A 16,570-nucleotide genomic window follows, 5' to 3' on the forward strand; every position below is an offset into this window, starting at 1 on the left:
TGTACCAATAATGCCGTACCAAATGCCGGTGCAACATACTTCAATGCCATATCAACCACAAACGGATAATAACATGCCGCCAATGATGCCAGCAGAAGAAGATTGTGGATGTGGTGAGGAAAGAAATTTATATAGTCCACAGCCAGGGGGGGCATACTATCCGAATTCTCCATACTACCCAACAAATCAAATTGCATATGCACCACAACCAGGTGCGGCGCTTTATCAGCCAGATCCGCCGAGAATTTTTGGAGACCCACTTGCAGAAGATGAGGAATAGAAAGAGTAGTGTTAGAAAATTCCTAGTGAAATATTAACAAGTGTAAAAACCTCCTTTGTTACTCACTATAAGAAGGAGCTTTTCGAGAGAGAAGTTCAACCTAACAAGGGGGGTTTTTATATTGAGTAAAAAGATTAAAATTATTGCCGCTTCTTTGTTAGTTACCAGTGCGTTAGCTGCATGTGGTACACCTAATAATAACAATGCGATGGATGATCGTAATGCAACTTACAATTATGAGCGTACAACGTATGATAATACACATCCACATAGAAATAATGTGACGCGTACTGATCGCTATACAGATTATGTAACATATCGAAATGGGAATAGAGTTACAGATAATGTATATGATCGTCGTAATGATGTCGGATATAACTATTATCGTGATGTGAATTATCATGGTCAAATAGCAAATCCATATCCAACGCGTAACATTACAATGAATAATTCATATATTAACAACGATGGTAAGACAGCAGAAAGAATTACAAATCGTGTTAAACGTATGAATAATGTAGATCGCGTTTCTACTGTTGTGCGAGGAAATGATGTAGTAATTGCAGTAAAACCACGTGGTGCAGTAGCAAACGAAACAGCAATGGCAAATGAAATTCGTCAAGCTGTTGCCAACGATGTGAAAAACCGTAATGTGTATGTAACTGTTAAAAATGACATGTTTGACCGTGTCGATACAGTGAATACACGTTTGCGCAATGGAACAGTAACAAACGATTTAAATCGTGATATAACAGATCTGTTCCGAGACATTCGTGATGGTCTAACTGGTACAGTGCGATAACAAAAAAGGGAAAGGTTTACGCCTTTCCTTTTTGTTTTCATAAGTATTAACATAGCGACATGGAAAATTATTCATCTATATCCTGTAATCGTTTTTTCTTAATAAAGTAACCAACAGAATAAGAAGATAAGAAGCATAAGAAAAAAATAATTCCAATAAGAAGTGCTTCCCATAATGGTCTTTCAGGACTGAAGATAACATAAATAACAACAAAGATGATTCCTACGATAGCAGAGCGTAAAACAAGTTTGTAATAAGGAGTGATTTTGATTCCCTTTTCATTTTCTTCAGAGTCAATAGAGATTCCCATTTGTAAATAGGCTAGAAGTATACTTGTTAGTATGAATAATAACCATAGCGGTGACTTTGTAATTTGATCTATTCCTTCATTGAAGCCAATATAACCTAAAATACCTATTATACCAATCGATTGAAATAAAAAGGCAATTCGTACGTTCTTTAAATTTTGAAGGATTAAACGTTCATCTTTTATTTTTTTCAATGTACTCACTCCTGTTTTACCAGATTTTTCATTATATCCATGCCTATTGTAACATATATTTTACATTAATCAATTTATATTTTACTTAAGAATCTTGAGGAATACATGTTGGTATGAAAAGTTAATAAAAATTTTTAGGATTAGCTTGCGTTTTTTGTACATTAATGTTATATTAGCAAAGCGATGAGCTAATTTACGTAAGACGAGAGATATGCTTAAGTGCTAAACACGCGGATGTGGCCGCCTGGTCTCTCGCCGTAAACGCATCAAGACGCCTGCTATGTTCAGGCGTCTTTCTTATTATATAAAGGTGAAATGAAGTTATGCATAAGAGAATTGTCGTCCAACTTCACTTTTTGGTAGGTTAAAATATCAGAATATTAGATTAATTTATTTACAAATCCCTTCAATAAGATTAAAATATAAATGGTAATATATTACACAATATAGTGACTATATGAAATGGTAAGGATGAAAAGAATATGGAAAATTTTGAATGTAAAAATACAGAGGTTGTTTTGGAGAAATTTAAATTAACAACACCTATATTTCAGGCTTTGGGAGATATAAATCGTCAACAAATTATTATGATGTTACTTGAAAATAAAAGTCTGAATGTAACTCAAATAACCGATGGAATGGGTATTTCAAGACCAGCTGTTTCTCATCATTTGAAAATTTTAAAACAGGCAGAATTAATTACAGCTGATCGAAATGGAAAAGAGATATTTTATGCTGTAAGTTCACGAGAATTTTTAAAACAAATTAAGGAGTTAATTGTAGCGGTAGAATCAAACTACTAATTTTTTTAGATTATAAGTTTACAAGTTTAAACATTTGAACTCATTTTTAGTGAAAAGGAGCAATCAAGGTGAATGGTAAGAATCGAATGTATGTATTAATGTTACTCGTTCCTTTGTTTTGGGGTGGCTCTTTTGCAACAGCGGAGCATGTTATTACAGAAATTCCACCACTTGTTGCAGCGACGATTCGTTTCACGTTAGCTGGAGTTATTTTAATAGGGATTGTTCTAGTTAAAGCTGAGTGGAATATGAGCGTGTTAAGTAAAAGCTGGAAAGGTTTATTATTTGTATCCTTAACCGGCATTTTTGGATACAATGCATTTTTCTTTATGGGACTCAATTATACTTCTACGATGAATGGCTCATTAATTATTGCCACAATGCCAGTGTTTGTTACAATGGGAGCAATTTTGTTTTTTAAAGAAACATGGAGTGTGAAAATAGCAATAAGTTTAATTTTATCCCTTATAGGTGTCATTATTGTTATTACGAAAGGCTCATTATATACACTTATATCTTTGTCGTTTAATAAAGGAGATTTATTGTTTATAGCTGCATTAGCCTGTGGAGTGTTATACAGCTTAACTGGGAAGGCAGTGATGAAGGGTGTTTCGCCTTTGTTGACGACTATGAGTATGACTGTAATAGGAGCTATTTTTCTAGCAGGTCTTTCTGTTTTTGAGGGAGGATGGGAGAAAGTTCCGGCGCTCTCTATACAAGGATGGCTTGAGATGTTGTATATGGTCGTTTGTGGAACGCTAATTGGCTATATAGTATTTAATAAAGGGGTAGAAGAAATTGGAGCAAGTAAAGCAAGTATGTATTTAAATATCACACCTATCGTTGCAACCTTAATTGCAGTTGTTTTATACAAAGCAACAATTACATGGCAACAGCTACTTGGAATGGTAATTGTGCTAGCAGGGGTTTATATTGCGACGGTTCAAACAAGTAAAAATAAAAACATGTCTCTACATGATTAAAAGAACTTGTGATATCAGAAATTTACTCTGATACTGTTTGGTGTACAAAGTGGTGATTTGTTCGAGAGTTTGCATATTTTATAATCCTCAATAAACGATATCTACTCTTCCTATGGATAAAACTTCTAATTCCGGAAAAACTACAAATAGAAGTTTTAGATTGCCTAGAAGAGGTGAGCGGAAATGAAATTCATAATGATTGCAGTTCAAGTCGTAATTGCTATGTTTTGTCTATATCATGAATCGAGTGTGATAGCTGCGGCTCCTGCATCAGAGGTTACACAAAAAGAGCCTCAAGTTACAATCTTATTAGAGCGTATGTATTTAGATGGAGAAGTAAGTGAGGAAATTTTTACTGAAAAAGTAGCAAACTTAGAACAGTTTCTACAGCAGTATAAAGAATGGCAGCTTGTCGATCGTGATGAGACACAAATTGTGTTGCAAAAAAAGGTAGATGATATTTCACCCCTGCTTAAAACGAGTGGGTATTTTGGTGTTTCTAATGAGGGAATACTGCAAATTTTTAATGGTGTGCCAAAAGAAGATAATGCGATTCATTCATTTTTTCAAATTGATATGAAAAAGCTAGAAAGTTATGAACGAGCAGAGTTAAAACGCGGTATTCGCATCAAGTCAAAAGAACGTTTTGTGAAGACAATTGAGAAAATGAAGCAGTATGCAGTGCAAAATAAGAAAAACAGCAGCTCGGGATGAGCTGCTGTTTTTCTTATTTATTTTTATCTAAAATTTGTTTTGCAATTTCATCAATTAGCATATCTTTTCCGATTGGGTTAAATGCTTTTGTGTTAAAAACTTCATTGCTTACTTCATAGACGTGATTGTTTTTTACAGCTTTATTATCTTTCCAAACAGCGCTGTTTTTGTAGTCATCGAACACTTTATCCGCTTCGCCACCAAAGTTTACGATAAACATTTGATCCGGCTGGAATGCAACAAGACCTTCTAGTGATACTTGTGCCATCGTTTGTTTTAAATCTGTGCCTTTCGTTGCAGGAAGTTTTAAGTCGTTAAAGAGAATATCACCATATCCGAAGCTACCATATACACGGAAGTTTTGTGGTGTTACAGCGAGGAACATAAAGTTCTCATCTTTTGTTTTCTCTTTAATTTTTTTAGATAAGGACTCTGCTTTTTTATCGTAGTCTGCAATCCATTTATCAGCTTTTTTCTCTTCGTCAAATAGCTTGCTTACTTCTTTAAATTTACCGCGCCAGTTTTCTAAGTTGGTTTCTAAGACAACTGTAGGTGCAACTTTTGATAGTTGATCATAAATTTTCAATTGACGATTGTTTAAAATAATTAAGTCTGGTTTTAAAGCAGTAACTGCTTCTAAATCAACTTTAGGTGCCCAGTACCAACCAACTGCTTTTACACCTTTTAGCTTTTCTTGTAAATGATCTTGGATTTTATCTTTATACGTGTTGGCAGTACCAACAGGCTTATGGCCAAGAAGTAATAATTCTTCAGATGATCCAGATAAGTCAACAATTCTTTTTGGATTTATCGGAATTTTAACTTCTCCTTTTGCATGTTTTACAACTTTTGTTTTTGGTTGTTCTTTTGTCTGTGCTTCTTCTTTTTTAGAAGAGCAACCAACAATGGCAAGAACAACAAGAATGAGAGTAAGTAGAATAGATAGATTGCGTTTCATCTTGTATGTAACCCCTTTAATTAGTATTGATAATCATTATCGACCTTGTAATATTAATTTGCTTTATATATTTCTGTCAATATTAAAAAAATGGAAAATCCAAACAGAGAACATTTGTTGGGTCAGTCTCGCTTTTCCATCATTAAATATGTTAAAATGGAATACATGATTTAAGAGGGAGAGATCGTATTTTGTTTGAATATGTTACAGGCTATGTGGAATATGTAGGGCCGGAATATGTCGTTCTTGATCATAATGGAATTGGCTATCAAATTTTCACGCCAAATCCGTATGTATTCCAAAGAAGTAAGCAAGAAATTCGTGTATATACATATCATTATGTGAGAGAAGATATTATGGCGCTTTACGGATTTAAGACACGTGAAGAGCGATTATTATTTACAAAATTGTTAGGTGTGTCAGGAATTGGGCCAAAAGGTGCGCTCGCAATTTTAGCTTCTGGTCAAACTGGACAGGTCGTGCAAGCAATTGAACATGAGGATGAAAAATTCTTAGTGAAATTCCCGGGAGTTGGAAAGAAAACAGCACGCCAAATGATTTTAGACTTAAAAGGAAAATTAGCTGATGTTGTGCCGGATGCATTTGTTGATTTATTCTCAGATGTAGAACGTTTCGATGAGAAGAAAGGTTCATCGGCTGAGCTTGACGAAGCGCTTGAAGCACTGCGTGCACTTGGCTATGCTGAACGAGAAGTAAATCGTGTTGTACCTGAGTTGTTAAAAGAATCACTTACGACGGATCAATATATTAAAAAGGCACTTAGTCTTTTACTAAATGGTAAGAGGTGAGTAGAATGGACGAACGCCTCCTTTCAGGAGAATCGGCATATGAAGATGCGGATTTAGAATATTCGTTACGGCCACAGACGCTCCGTCAGTATATTGGCCAAGATAAGGCAAAACATAATTTAGAAGTGTTTATTGAGGCGGCGAAAATGCGTGAGGAGACATTGGATCACGTACTATTATACGGACCTCCAGGACTTGGTAAAACGACGCTTGCGAATATTATCGCTAATGAAATGGGCGTTAATATTCGAACAACGTCAGGTCCAGCAATCGAGCGTCCAGGGGATTTAGCGGCAGTGTTAACGGCGCTTCAACCTGGTGATGTACTATTTATTGATGAAATTCATCGCCTGTACCGATCGATTGAAGAAGTATTATACCCAGCGATGGAGGATTTTTGCCTTGATATTGTCATTGGTAAAGGACCAACTGCAAGATCTGTAAGGCTTGATTTACCACCGTTCACATTAGTCGGTGCAACAACACGTGCAGGTGCGTTATCAGCGCCGCTTCGTGATCGTTTTGGTGTGTTATCACGATTGGAGTACTATACGGTAGATCAACTGTCAGCAATTGTAGAGCGTACAGCAGAGGTGTTTGAAGTTGAAATAGACTCATTAGCTGCTTTAGAAATTGCAAGGCGTGCGCGTGGTACGCCGCGTATCGCGAACCGATTATTAAGACGCGTGCGTGATTTTGCGCAAGTTCGAGGCAACGGAACGATTACGATGGAAATTACTCAAATGGCATTAGAGCTCTTGCAAGTCGATAAATTAGGGCTTGATCATATCGATCATAAGTTACTGCTCGGTATTATTGAAAAGTTCCGCGGTGGACCAGTTGGATTAGAGACTGTTTCAGCGACAATCGGGGAAGAATCTACGACGATTGAAGATGTATATGAACCGTATTTACTTCAAATCGGGTTTTTACAACGAACGCCAAGGGGACGCATTGTAACACCGCTTGCATATAACCATTTCGGAATGGAGATGCCAAAATTATGACGGATATGCCGAAGTTGCTTATTACGGCGGGTATCCTTCTCATTGTCGTGGGAATAGCTTGGAAGTTTATCGGAAGGCTTCCAGGCGATATTTTTGTGAAAAAAGGAAACGTTACCTTTTATTTTCCGATCATTACATGTATTGTGTTAAGTATTGTATTATCTTTTATTATGTATATAATAAATCGATTTAAATAGAAATAGGTGGCTATAGTTATGGATATTAATCTGTTTGATTTTCATTTACCGGAAGAACTTATTGCACAAACACCGCTTGAAGAGCGTGAAACATCAAGATTAATGGTGTTAGATCGTGAAACAGGTGATATCGAGCATAAGCATTTTACTGACATTCTTTCTTATTTACATGAGGGGGATTGCTTAGTTTTAAATGAAACGAAAGTTATGCCTGCTCGCCTGCATGGTGTGAAAGAAGATACAGGTGCACATATCGAAGTACTTCTTTTAAAACAAGAAGATGGTGATAAGTGGGAAACACTTGTGAAACCGGCTAAACGTGTAAAAGAAGGAACGGTTATTTCTTTTGGCGAAGGAAAGCTAAAAGCAACTTGCATTGGAACAGCTGATCAAGGTGGCCGTCAGCTTGAGTTTTCGTATGACGGTATCTTTTATGAAATTTTAGATGAACTTGGAGAAATGCCGCTTCCTCCGTATATTAAAGAAACACTAGAAGATCGTGATCGTTATCAAACGGTATATGCGAAGGAAATTGGTTCTGCAGCAGCACCGACAGCCGGGCTTCATTTTACAGAAGAGCTACTAGAAACATTGAAACAAAAAGGCGTTCACTTGGCGTTCATTACACTTCATGTTGGCCTTGGTACATTTAGACCAGTGTCTGCAGATACAATTGAAGAACACCATATGCATGCTGAGTATTATCATATGTCAGAAGAAACAGCAGAGTTGTTAAATCGTGTGAAAGAGAACGGTGGACGTATCATTACAGTTGGTACAACATCAACTCGTACATTAGAAACAATTGCTACAGATAACGATGGTAAGCTTTGCGCGGCATCTGGATGGACGGATATCTTTATGTATCCAGGTTATGAATTTAAAGCAATTGATGGTTTAATTACAAACTTCCACTTGCCAAAATCAACATTAATTATGCTTGTGAGTGCATTTGCAAATAGAGAAAATGTACTTCATGCGTATAATGAAGCAGTAAAAGAGAAATATCGTTTCTTTAGCTTCGGTGATGCGATGTTCATTGCATCTCATTCTAAAGTAGGAAACAAATAAAAAGGAGTAAATCTATGACAGCAATTCGTTATGAATTTATTAAAACATGTAAACAAACGGGTGCACGCTTAGGGCGCGTCCATACACCACACGGCTCATTTGATACACCAACATTTATGCCAGTTGGTACACTTGCGACAGTGAAAACCATGTCACCAGAAGAGTTAAAGGCAATGGATTCAGGCATTATTTTAAGTAATACGTATCATTTATGGCTTCGTCCAGGTCATGAAATTGTGCGTGAAGCAGGCGGATTACATAAATTTATGAATTGGGATCGAGCAATCTTAACAGATTCAGGTGGTTTCCAAGTATTTAGTTTAAGCGACTTCCGCCGCATTGAAGAAGAGGGCGTACATTTTCGCAATCATTTAAATGGAGACAAGTTATTCTTATCACCAGAAAAAGCGATGGAAATTCAAAATGCATTAGGTTCAGATATTATGATGGCATTTGATGAGTGTCCGCCATTCCCAGCTACTTTTGAATATATGAAAAAATCTGTAGAACGTACGAGCCGCTGGGCAGAGCGTTGTTTAAAAGCACACGAGCGTCCAGAGGATCAAGGGTTATTCGGTATTGTACAGGGTGGAGAGTTTGAAGAACTTCGTCGTCAAAGTGCGAAAGACCTTGTTTCAATGGATTTCCCTGGTTATGCGGTAGGTGGATTATCAGTTGGGGAGCCAAAGGATATTATGAACCGCGTACTTGAATTTACAACACCGCTTCTTCCGGACAATAAACCACGTTATTTAATGGGAGTAGGTTCTCCTGATTCATTAATTGACGGTGCAATTCGTGGTATTGACATGTTTGACTGCGTACTTCCAACACGTATTGCTCGAAATGGTACATGTATGACAAGCCAAGGGCGTCTTGTTGTGAAGAATGCGAAGTTTGCAAGAGACTTCGGTCCGCTTGATCCAAATTGTGATTGCTACACATGTAAAAATTATTCTCGTGCGTACATTCGTCACTTAATGAAATGTGATGAAACGTTTGGAATTCGTTTAACGTCTTATCACAACCTTCATTTTCTGTTAAACTTAATGGAGCAGGTGAGACAAGCCATTCGTGAAGATCGTCTTGGCGATTTCCGTGAAGAGTTCTTTGAGCAATATGGCTTTAATAAACCGAATGCTAAAAACTTCTAATACATAATTTAAAAGGAGGAACAAAAGATGAATCCAGGTATGATGAATATTGTCATGATCGTTGCGATGTTTGCGATTTTCTATTTCTTATTAATTCGCCCGCAACAAAAACGTCAAAAGGCAGTAGCTCAAATGCAAAGTGAATTACAAAAAGGTGATGCGATTGTAACAATCGGTGGCTTACACGGTACAATTGAATCAGTAGATGACACTACGATTGTAATTAAATCTGGTGGTTCACACTTAACATTCGATCGCAATGCGATTCGTGAAGTTGTGAAGAAGTAACAGTCAAAAGCCCTGCTAATAGCAGGGCTTTTTTAATTCGAGCGTTTCGTCATGTTAACGCCGAATATACCACCAATTGTACTTGCTCCCATCAACATAAGCTGATAGAGAAGCTGTGAGTTGGATAGGGCGTGTGAGAAACCTAAGTAGCTAACGAGAAAAACAAGAATTGTAAAGGTAAGTCCGGTTGTGAAGCCGACTAACCATCCTCTACCTTGTGCCTTTTTACCAGCGACAAAGCCAGAGATGAGAGTAGAGAGAATCGCAAATATGAAAAGAGTGATTGCCAATGCTCCTTCACTAATATTTGTGAATTTTAATAAAAGTGCAATCACCATACTTGTAACAGAGGCAAGTATTAATAAAGTGATAATGCCAAACCCAATTGCTGTAGATAACTTTTTCGTTCCATCCATGATAAATTCCTCCTTTTAATACAAGCATATTTTCACTTCTTGTAAGTTAGACTAGTTTCTTTTTTGCTGGTTAAACTACGTCGTAGAAGAAAGAAATAGAAAGGGGATTACAGATGGAACTATGGGGAATTGCTTTACGAACAGTTCTGTTATATTTTATTATGCTAATCATTTTTCGTGTTATGGGAAAGCGCGAAATCGGGGAACTAAGTATATTAGACTTGATCGTCTTCATTATGTTAGGAGAAATTGCTGTATTAGGAATTATTGAAGCTGATCGTCCTATATGGGATCAAATTGTCCCTATGATAGTAATTGTAGTAATTCAAATTGTATTAGCATATGCTTCGCTCAAAAGTGGAAAACTACGTCATTTAATCGATGGTGAACCGGCCATTATTGTTCGGAAAGGGAAAATTGATGAGAAACAAATGCGAAAGCAACGTTATAACATGGACGATTTATTAATGCAGTTAAGAGAAGAAGGAATTGGTGATATTCGCGATGTCGAATATGCTATTTTAGAAGCTTCAGGAAAACTGTCTGTATTTCATAAACAAAAGAGTAAAAAAAATAAAGATGATACCCCTATTTTTTCATTTCCACTAATTATTGATGGAGAGATGCAACAATCACATTTGCAGATGATTGAACAGTCGGAAGAATGGCTTGCGAGAAAACTGGAAAATATAGGATACAGTGATGTGACAGAAATTTCGTATTGTAGTTTTCAAAATGGCGAGTTTTTTGTGGATTTAAAAGATAAATAAGAAGCTTGCAGTGAAAAAGCAAGCTTCTTATTTATATGGTTATTTCAAAAATGATAGTTTTCTGATGATCGGGAGACGCCGTAATTCGTCTTTGTGAATGAGTTTGAAAATGAGAAGAAGCAATGTATAAAGGATGGTGGTTAATGTGATTTCCCATAATGTTTGCATGCCAAGTGAATGTGAAAAAATAATGTACTTGTGGAGGTAGAATCCGAAAGCTCCTGCAATGACAATCGCAACCCCTCCGAAAATATAATCTCTTATGTAAATTGTAAATGTAATTTTCTTTAAGACAGTTGCGTAGTGAAGGAATGTCACAGTTACAATGTTAGCAGCAATTGCGATTGCGACCCCCATCATTTGAAATTCTGGGCGCGAAGCGAGTAAGAAAATAACGAGCAGTTTTACAATGGCTCCGATAAAAGTGTTCATCATCGCGGCGCGTGCTAAGTTTAAAGCTTGTAAAACAGATGTGAGGGGACTTTGAAAATAGTGAAATAAAAAGCAAGGTGCAAGTAATTGAATGAATGCAGTTGCGCTATCTGAACCGTACATGAGAGTTAAAACAGGTGAAGCAAATACATAAAGAATAACGACCGACCAGCCTCCAGTAATTAAAGAAATTCGAAGCGCTTGTTGCAGACGATGTTCTACTAATCGATGTTGTTTTTTTGCCATTGCTTCACTAATCGATGGTACCAGTGCTGTAGAAAGAGCGTATGTAATAAAGGCTGGTAGTGATAAAAGAGGGAACGCATAGCCATTTAATATGCCGTATTGCTGCGTAGCAACTGAAGCAGCAACACCAGCTATCGCTAAGCTTTGCATAACGATAATTGGTTCGAAAAAATAAGAGACTGACCCAATTAAGCGACTCCCTGTAGTTGGAAGTGCAATTTCCATAAGCGAATGAAAAGTTTGTTTACTTTCTTTGACAGTACTTAGAAAACCGGTTCGGATGGAAAGATGTTTTTCGCGCTGAAATAAAGTGAGTAAGAATAATAAAGAAGCAACTTCTCCAAGAACAGCTGATAGCATTGCACCTGCAGCAGCGTACTCAACACCGTAAGGTAAAAATAGACGAATACATACGGCAATAATGGTAATACGGATAACTTGTTCTAACACTTGTGCATATGCGCTTGGTTTCATATTTTGTTTTCCTTGAAAATAGCCACGCAAAACAGATGAAACCGCAATAACAGGAACAACAGGTAAAATGGCCATTAACGGATAGTACGTTCTTTTATCTGTTAATAAAGTTTCAGCTAAAATAGGGGTTAGAAGCATGATTGCGATTGTTAAGATAATACTAATAACGGATGTAACAGCTAATGATACTGTTAATATTCTCTTTACTTTTTGTTTATCATTTACTGCTTCCGCTTCTGCTACGAATTTTGCAATGGCAACAGGAAGTCCGATTTGTGTTAATGTAATTGCTAAAATGAAAGTAGGGACAGCCATCATATAAAGACCGACGCCTTCTTCTCCTAAAATACGCGCCATTACAATCCGGTTTATAAACCCGAGAATTTTTGTAATAAAACCAGCTAGCATTAAAATAAATGCACCTCGTAAAAAGCTTTGTCTTGTCATGGTCTTCTCCTACCTTCTCAAAATCAATGGAATGATTTACAATAATTTATATGCACGTATGAGACAAGAATGACAAGCATTTAAGAGGATGAACATATAAAGTAAGACTTTCACTAGGAAGGAACTCTTAAAGGCAGTTATTGCTGTCCATTAGAGCGGGATGAAAAACGACTTTTCGTGCTGAAATAAAAAGGAGATGTGATAGTATGACTGAAAAAGAAGATTTGGTAGAAGCTTACCGCGGACAGTTGCAAGTCGTTTTAGAAAGCAAAGTAGAAGAATTTCAAATGATTGGCTATGACCGAGTGACAACCGAGGAGATTTGGAAATGTTTAAAAAGTAAAAAGTGGAAAAAAGTAGATAGTGATGTTAGATTATATGAACTTGTGAATGATGTGTTAACATTAACAGCAAATGAGTACATGACATATTTAACGGTAGAAGCATATCAAGAACCACTTTGGTCATTTGAAGAATATGAAAATAAATAACTGGCTGTAATTGGTTTGTTCTTCCTTTTGCAGTATAATGATAGGTATTGATAAAGAGGAATGTATATGTCAGAGATTCTAAGTAAAGGAGGTAGAAAGCAGAAAACATAACAATTTGTAGTAAGATATAGGGTTTGGTTGTACAACTAGGACGTAGAACTGAAAATTTACCTATATGGCTAGTAGCACTAGTGAAAAAGTTAAAAATTCACAGAAAGGAAGCCTACTAACTAGACAAACACATAAGTGTAGAGGAATACCTGTGAATAAACAGAAATGATTGTTACAGGAAATTGTCTAGCGTAAATGAATGATAGGATTTGTTTATGATTTTAGTAGCAGAAAGAAGGTACATATGGCAAAGCGTAGTACTAGAATTGTCGCCTTTTTTCTCATCGTATTATTAATCGGTGGAATTATTGGTGCGACAGGAAAAAACATAACAAAAGGAATTAGTCTTGGACTAGACCTTCGTGGTGGTTTTGAAATCTTGTATGAAGTAAAACCAGCGAAAAAGGGAGATAAAATTGATCGTGATGCACTTGTAAGTACAGTAGGTGCTCTTGAAAATCGTGTGAATGTTCTTGGTGTAAGTGAGCCAAATATTCAAATCGAAGGGAAAGATCGAATTCGTGTACAGCTTGCTGGTGTGAAGGATCAGCAAAAAGCACGTGAAATTTTATCTACACAAGCAAAACTTACATTCCGTGATGTGAATGATAATCTTCTCATGGACGGAACAGATTTAAAAGGCGGAGGGGCTAAGCAAACGTTTGATGATCAAGGTCGACCGAGCGTTGGACTTACATTAAAAAGTGCTGAAAAATTTCGCGAAGTAACTGAAAAAATATCTAAAATGCCGCCGCCAACAAATTTAATGGTGATTTGGCTTGATTTTGAAGAAGGAAAAGATTCTTACAAAGCAGAATCTGCAAAACCAAATCCGAAATTTTTATCAGCAGCAACAGTAAACCAAGTATTTAACCAAGCGGAAGTATCCATCGTTGGTGGAAACTTTACAGTTGAAAGTGCGAAGCAGCTTTCAGACTTATTAAACGCTGGTGCACTTCCTGTAGATTTAAAAGAAATGTATTCAACATCTGTTGGAGCAAAATTTGGTCAACAAGCATTAGAGCAAACAATTTTTGCAAGTATAATCGGGATTGCTATAATCTTCTTATTCATGCTTGTATTCTACCGTTTACCAGGACTTGTAGCGGTTATCATGTTAGGTTTATATATTTTCGTAACATTGCTTATCTTTAACTGGATGCATGCAGTCCTTACGTTACCAGGTATTGCGGCGTTAGTGCTCGGGGTTGGTATTGCGGTTGACGCAAATATCATTACATACGAGCGACTGAAGGAAGAATTACGAATTGGCAAATCAATGATGTCAGCATATCGTGCTGGTAACCATCGTTCGTTAGCGACGATTTTAGATGCAAACATTACAACAATAGCAGCAGCTGGTGTATTATTTGTTTATGGTACAAGCTCTGTAAAAGGGTTTGCAACAAGTTTAATTGTGAGTATTCTAGTCGGCTTTATTACAAACGTATTCGGTACTCGTTTCCTACTTGGATTACTTGTGAAAAGCCGTTACTTCGATAAGAAATTATCGTACTTTGGTGTGAAAGAGAAGGAAATTATTCCGTTGTCAAAAGGTTTACAACATGCACCAACGAGATTTGACCGTATTAACTTTGTAAATATTGGTCACAAGTTCTTCTTATTCTCAATTGTAGTTGTTATTGCTGGAGCAATTATACTACCAATTTTCAAAATGAATCTTGGAATTGACTTTGCAAGTGGTACACGTATGGACTTGCAGTCAAAACAAGAGATTAGTGTAGATCAAGTTCAAAAAGATTTACATGGATTGAAAATTGATGTGAAAAAAGAGGACATTGTACCGACTGGAGATGACAATAAAGGGTTTGCTGTTCGTACAATTGGTGTTTTATCGAAAGATGAAATTGCAAAGGCAAAAACATTCTTCTACGATAAATACGGGACAGATCCAAATGTAAGTACAGTTTCTCCAACAATCGGGAAAGAAATTGCACGAAATGCATTTATCGCAGTTCTGATTGCCTCAGCGGTTATCATTTTATATGTAAGTATTCGTTTCCGTTTCACATATGCATTATCTGCTGTAATCGCATTGTTACATGATGCGTTCGTTATGATTGTTGTGTTCAGTATCTTCCAATTGGAAGTAGATTTAACGTTTATTGCTGCGGTATTAACAATCATTGGTTATTCCATCAATGACTCGATTGTTACGTTTGACCGAAACCGTGAGCTATACAAGCAGAAAAAACGAATTCGCGACTTGAAAGATTTGGAAGAAATCGTAAACTCAAGTATTCGTCAAACAATTGGTCGTTCTATTAATACGGTTCTAACTGTACTGTTCCCTGTTATTGCACTGCTTATCTTTGGTAGTGAATCACTGCGCAATTTCTCACTTGCATTAATGATCGGATTAGTTGTAGGTACGTATTCTTCTGTTTTCGTTGCTTCTCAAATCTGGCTCATGCTTGAAAATCGCCGATTGAAAAAAGGAAAAGGTAAGAAGAAAGTAGAAAATGAAGTATCTGAACCACAAGTGTAAAATTTAGAACAGAACATATAAAAAGATGATGCCTTTTAGAAGGCATCTCTTTTTTCGTTTGCGGATACACTAAAGTGACACTTCTTTTAGCGCTTTTTTGCTAAAGGTTAGTAGAGCCAGTCTCGAGGAGGACTGGAGGGAAGTGTTAATTTTGCCATTATTTTCGCTACAATAAAAAGGTAGTTTGAGAAAAGAAGGGATTTCATGTATGGAAAAAGATGAACGTTTTAAACAGGCGGAGTTTGGCGCTATTGTTGGAATCGTTGGAAATATTGTCTTAGCGATTGTGAAAGCGGTAATCGGTTATATTGGGAATAGTAAGGCGCTTTTAGCAGACGCGGTTCATTCAGCATCAGATGTAGTTGGCTCGTTAGCTGTATTTTTCGGACTGCGGGCGGCGAAGCAACCGCCCGATGAAGATCATCCTTATGGGTACGGGAAAGCGGAATCGATTTCAGCGATTATTGTTGCGGTATTATTATTTATTGTAGGGATTGAAATCGCGATCTCGTCTATAAAGGCTTTCTCGCAGGACCTAGAACCACCGAAGGGGATTACAATTTTTGCGGTTATCCTTTCTATCGTGGTAAAAGAAGGAATGTTTCGGTATAAATATCGATTAGGGAAACGGGTAAACAGTGATGCAATTATTGCAAATGCATATGAGCACCGTTCAGATGTGTTTTCTTCAATTGCAGCTTTAATTGGGATTTGTGCAGCTATTATAGGGGATAAATTAGGTGTAGATTGGCTTGTATACGCCGATCCTGTTGCGGGATTATTTGTTTCTTTACTTGTTGTAAAGATGGCATGGAGTATTGGGAAAGAAGCAATCCATACAACGCTTGATCATGTCCTTCATGAGGAAGATGTTATTCCATTAAGAGAAGCAGCCCTTGGAGTAGAAGGTGTGAAAAAAATCGGCTCCCTATATGCGAGAGAGCATGGGCATTACGTTATTGTCGATATTAAAGTGTCTGTTGATCCATATATCACAGTGGAAGATGGGCATCGCATTGGGAAACATGTAAAAGAGGTGTTGATGAAACAAGATAACGTACAGAATGTGTTTGTTCATATTAATCCGTATTCTCCTGATTGAGATG

At 36.9% G+C, this 16,570-nt stretch carries 18 protein-coding genes; 14 read left to right on the forward strand and 4 right to left on the reverse strand.

Annotated elements, in window-relative coordinates:
• Positions 1–401 precede the first annotated feature (401 nt).
• On the forward strand, positions 402–1,082 hold the full coding sequence (locus tag AC1M36_RS06005; protein ID WP_336450223.1) for a YhcN/YlaJ family sporulation lipoprotein: 681 nt from the start codon (positions 402–404) through the stop codon (positions 1,080–1,082).
• A gap of 67 nt (positions 1,083–1,149) precedes the next feature.
• Here AC1M36_RS06005 and AC1M36_RS06010 read toward each other — a convergent pair whose 3' ends face one another.
• A complete protein-coding gene (locus AC1M36_RS06010) occupies positions 1,150–1,584 on the reverse strand; it encodes a branched-chain amino acid ABC transporter substrate-binding protein (RefSeq protein WP_336450222.1) in 435 nt (144 codons plus the stop codon).
• A gap of 482 nt (positions 1,585–2,066) precedes the next feature.
• Between AC1M36_RS06010 and AC1M36_RS06015 the strand changes: the two genes are divergently transcribed.
• From AC1M36_RS06015 to AC1M36_RS06025, 3 genes are all read left to right on the forward strand, one after another.
• Positions 2,067–2,387: an ArsR/SmtB family transcription factor gene (locus AC1M36_RS06015; RefSeq protein WP_336450221.1), complete on the forward strand. Its 321-nt coding sequence runs from the start codon at positions 2,067–2,069 to the stop codon at positions 2,385–2,387.
• A gap of 68 nt (positions 2,388–2,455) precedes the next feature.
• Positions 2,456–3,370, forward strand: a complete 915-nt coding sequence (locus AC1M36_RS06020; RefSeq protein ID WP_336450220.1) for a DMT family transporter — start codon at positions 2,456–2,458, stop codon at positions 3,368–3,370.
• A 183-nt stretch (positions 3,371–3,553) separates the two neighbouring features.
• Entirely contained in the window at positions 3,554–4,084 is a 531-nt protein-coding gene (locus tag AC1M36_RS06025; protein WP_336450219.1) for a BofC C-terminal domain-containing protein, read from the forward strand.
• A gap of 13 nt (positions 4,085–4,097) precedes the next feature.
• Here AC1M36_RS06025 and AC1M36_RS06030 read toward each other — a convergent pair whose 3' ends face one another.
• On the reverse strand, positions 4,098–5,042 hold the full coding sequence (locus AC1M36_RS06030) for an iron-hydroxamate ABC transporter substrate-binding protein (protein WP_336450218.1): 945 nt from the start codon (positions 5,040–5,042) through the stop codon (positions 4,098–4,100).
• 191 nt (positions 5,043–5,233) lie between these two features.
• On the opposite strand from AC1M36_RS06030, the gene ruvA reads away from it, so the two are divergent.
• From ruvA to yajC, 6 genes are read left to right on the forward strand one after another with little or no spacing between them, the layout of a single operon-like run.
• Positions 5,234–5,851 (forward strand): Holliday junction DNA helicase RuvA, encoded by a 618-nt coding sequence (gene ruvA / locus AC1M36_RS06035; RefSeq protein WP_017150673.1) that lies wholly within the window; start codon positions 5,234–5,236, stop codon positions 5,849–5,851.
• A gap of 5 nt (positions 5,852–5,856) precedes the next feature.
• On the forward strand, positions 5,857–6,858 hold the full coding sequence (ruvB, locus tag AC1M36_RS06040; RefSeq protein WP_479845651.1) for a Holliday junction branch migration DNA helicase RuvB: 1,002 nt from the start codon (positions 5,857–5,859) through the stop codon (positions 6,856–6,858).
• A complete protein-coding gene (locus AC1M36_RS06045) occupies positions 6,855–7,055 on the forward strand; it encodes a DUF2905 domain-containing protein (RefSeq protein WP_174098877.1) in 201 nt (66 codons plus the stop codon). Before ruvB ends, AC1M36_RS06045 begins: the two co-directional genes overlap by 4 nt.
• Before the next feature lie 18 nt (positions 7,056–7,073).
• Complete coding sequence (gene queA / locus AC1M36_RS06050) at positions 7,074–8,126, forward strand: tRNA preQ1(34) S-adenosylmethionine ribosyltransferase-isomerase QueA (RefSeq protein ID WP_336450216.1); 1,053 nt, start codon at positions 7,074–7,076, stop codon at positions 8,124–8,126.
• Between the two features lie 14 nt (positions 8,127–8,140).
• On the forward strand, positions 8,141–9,280 hold the full coding sequence (tgt, locus tag AC1M36_RS06055; protein WP_336450215.1) for a tRNA guanosine(34) transglycosylase Tgt: 1,140 nt from the start codon (positions 8,141–8,143) through the stop codon (positions 9,278–9,280).
• 27 nt (positions 9,281–9,307) lie between these two features.
• Entirely contained in the window at positions 9,308–9,568 is a 261-nt protein-coding gene (yajC, locus tag AC1M36_RS06060; protein WP_017150677.1) for a preprotein translocase subunit YajC, read from the forward strand.
• Between the two features lie 32 nt (positions 9,569–9,600).
• Here yajC and AC1M36_RS06065 read toward each other — a convergent pair whose 3' ends face one another.
• Entirely contained in the window at positions 9,601–9,984 is a 384-nt protein-coding gene (locus AC1M36_RS06065; protein ID WP_241814875.1) for a TIGR04086 family membrane protein, read from the reverse strand.
• 113 nt (positions 9,985–10,097) lie between these two features.
• Between AC1M36_RS06065 and AC1M36_RS06070 the strand changes: the two genes are divergently transcribed.
• Positions 10,098–10,754 (forward strand): DUF421 domain-containing protein, encoded by a 657-nt coding sequence (locus AC1M36_RS06070; RefSeq protein WP_336450214.1) that lies wholly within the window; start codon positions 10,098–10,100, stop codon positions 10,752–10,754.
• A gap of 39 nt (positions 10,755–10,793) precedes the next feature.
• On the opposite strand, the gene spoVB is transcribed toward AC1M36_RS06070, so the two are convergent.
• Positions 10,794–12,353 carry a stage V sporulation protein B gene (gene spoVB, locus AC1M36_RS06075; RefSeq protein WP_336450213.1) on the reverse strand — a complete coding sequence of 520 codons (1,560 nt, stop codon included), beginning with the start codon at positions 12,351–12,353 and terminating at the stop codon, positions 10,794–10,796.
• Positions 12,354–12,559: 206 nt separating this feature from the next.
• Here spoVB and AC1M36_RS06080 point away from each other — a divergent pair, with 206 nt between their 5' ends.
• The 3 genes from AC1M36_RS06080 (at position 12,560) to AC1M36_RS06090 (ending at position 16,566) form a co-directional block, all read left to right on the forward strand.
• Complete coding sequence (locus AC1M36_RS06080) at positions 12,560–12,844, forward strand: post-transcriptional regulator (RefSeq protein WP_336450212.1); 285 nt, start codon at positions 12,560–12,562, stop codon at positions 12,842–12,844.
• A gap of 355 nt (positions 12,845–13,199) precedes the next feature.
• Entirely contained in the window at positions 13,200–15,464 is a 2,265-nt protein-coding gene (secDF, locus tag AC1M36_RS06085) for a protein translocase subunit SecDF (RefSeq protein WP_336450211.1), read from the forward strand.
• A 208-nt stretch (positions 15,465–15,672) separates the two neighbouring features.
• Positions 15,673–16,566 (forward strand): cation diffusion facilitator family transporter, encoded by an 894-nt coding sequence (locus AC1M36_RS06090; protein WP_336450210.1) that lies wholly within the window; start codon positions 15,673–15,675, stop codon positions 16,564–16,566.
• The last annotated feature ends 4 nt before the right edge of the window (positions 16,567–16,570 follow it).

It is taken from the genome of Bacillus sp. Medicinal_06 (assembly GCF_056711665.1).

What these genes read in the sequence shown, in the direction of transcription:
- AC1M36_RS06015 (WP_336450221.1), top strand. Translation starts at nt 2,067, where the DNA reads ATGGAAAATTTTGAATGTAAAAATACAGAGGTTGTTTTGGAGAAATTT.
- AC1M36_RS06025 (WP_336450219.1), top strand. Translation starts at nt 3,554, where the DNA reads ATGAAATTCATAATGATTGCAGTTCAAGTCGTAATTGCTATGTTTTGT.
- AC1M36_RS06030 (WP_336450218.1), bottom strand. Translation starts at nt 5,042, where the DNA reads ATGAAACGCAATCTATCTATTCTACTTACTCTCATTCTTGTTGTTCTT.
- ruvB (WP_479845651.1), top strand. Translation starts at nt 5,857, where the DNA reads ATGGACGAACGCCTCCTTTCAGGAGAATCGGCATATGAAGATGCGGAT.
- AC1M36_RS06045 (WP_174098877.1), top strand. Translation starts at nt 6,855, where the DNA reads ATGACGGATATGCCGAAGTTGCTTATTACGGCGGGTATCCTTCTCATT.
- queA (WP_336450216.1), top strand. Translation starts at nt 7,074, where the DNA reads ATGGATATTAATCTGTTTGATTTTCATTTACCGGAAGAACTTATTGCA.
- tgt (WP_336450215.1), top strand. Translation starts at nt 8,141, where the DNA reads ATGACAGCAATTCGTTATGAATTTATTAAAACATGTAAACAAACGGGT.
- yajC (WP_017150677.1), top strand. Translation starts at nt 9,308, where the DNA reads ATGAATCCAGGTATGATGAATATTGTCATGATCGTTGCGATGTTTGCG.
- AC1M36_RS06065 (WP_241814875.1), bottom strand. Translation starts at nt 9,984, where the DNA reads ATGGATGGAACGAAAAAGTTATCTACAGCAATTGGGTTTGGCATTATC.
- AC1M36_RS06070 (WP_336450214.1), top strand. Translation starts at nt 10,098, where the DNA reads ATGGAACTATGGGGAATTGCTTTACGAACAGTTCTGTTATATTTTATT.
- spoVB (WP_336450213.1), bottom strand. Translation starts at nt 12,353, where the DNA reads ATGACAAGACAAAGCTTTTTACGAGGTGCATTTATTTTAATGCTAGCT.
- AC1M36_RS06080 (WP_336450212.1), top strand. Translation starts at nt 12,560, where the DNA reads ATGACTGAAAAAGAAGATTTGGTAGAAGCTTACCGCGGACAGTTGCAA.
- secDF (WP_336450211.1), top strand. Translation starts at nt 13,200, where the DNA reads ATGGCAAAGCGTAGTACTAGAATTGTCGCCTTTTTTCTCATCGTATTA.
- AC1M36_RS06090 (WP_336450210.1), top strand. Translation starts at nt 15,673, where the DNA reads ATGGAAAAAGATGAACGTTTTAAACAGGCGGAGTTTGGCGCTATTGTT.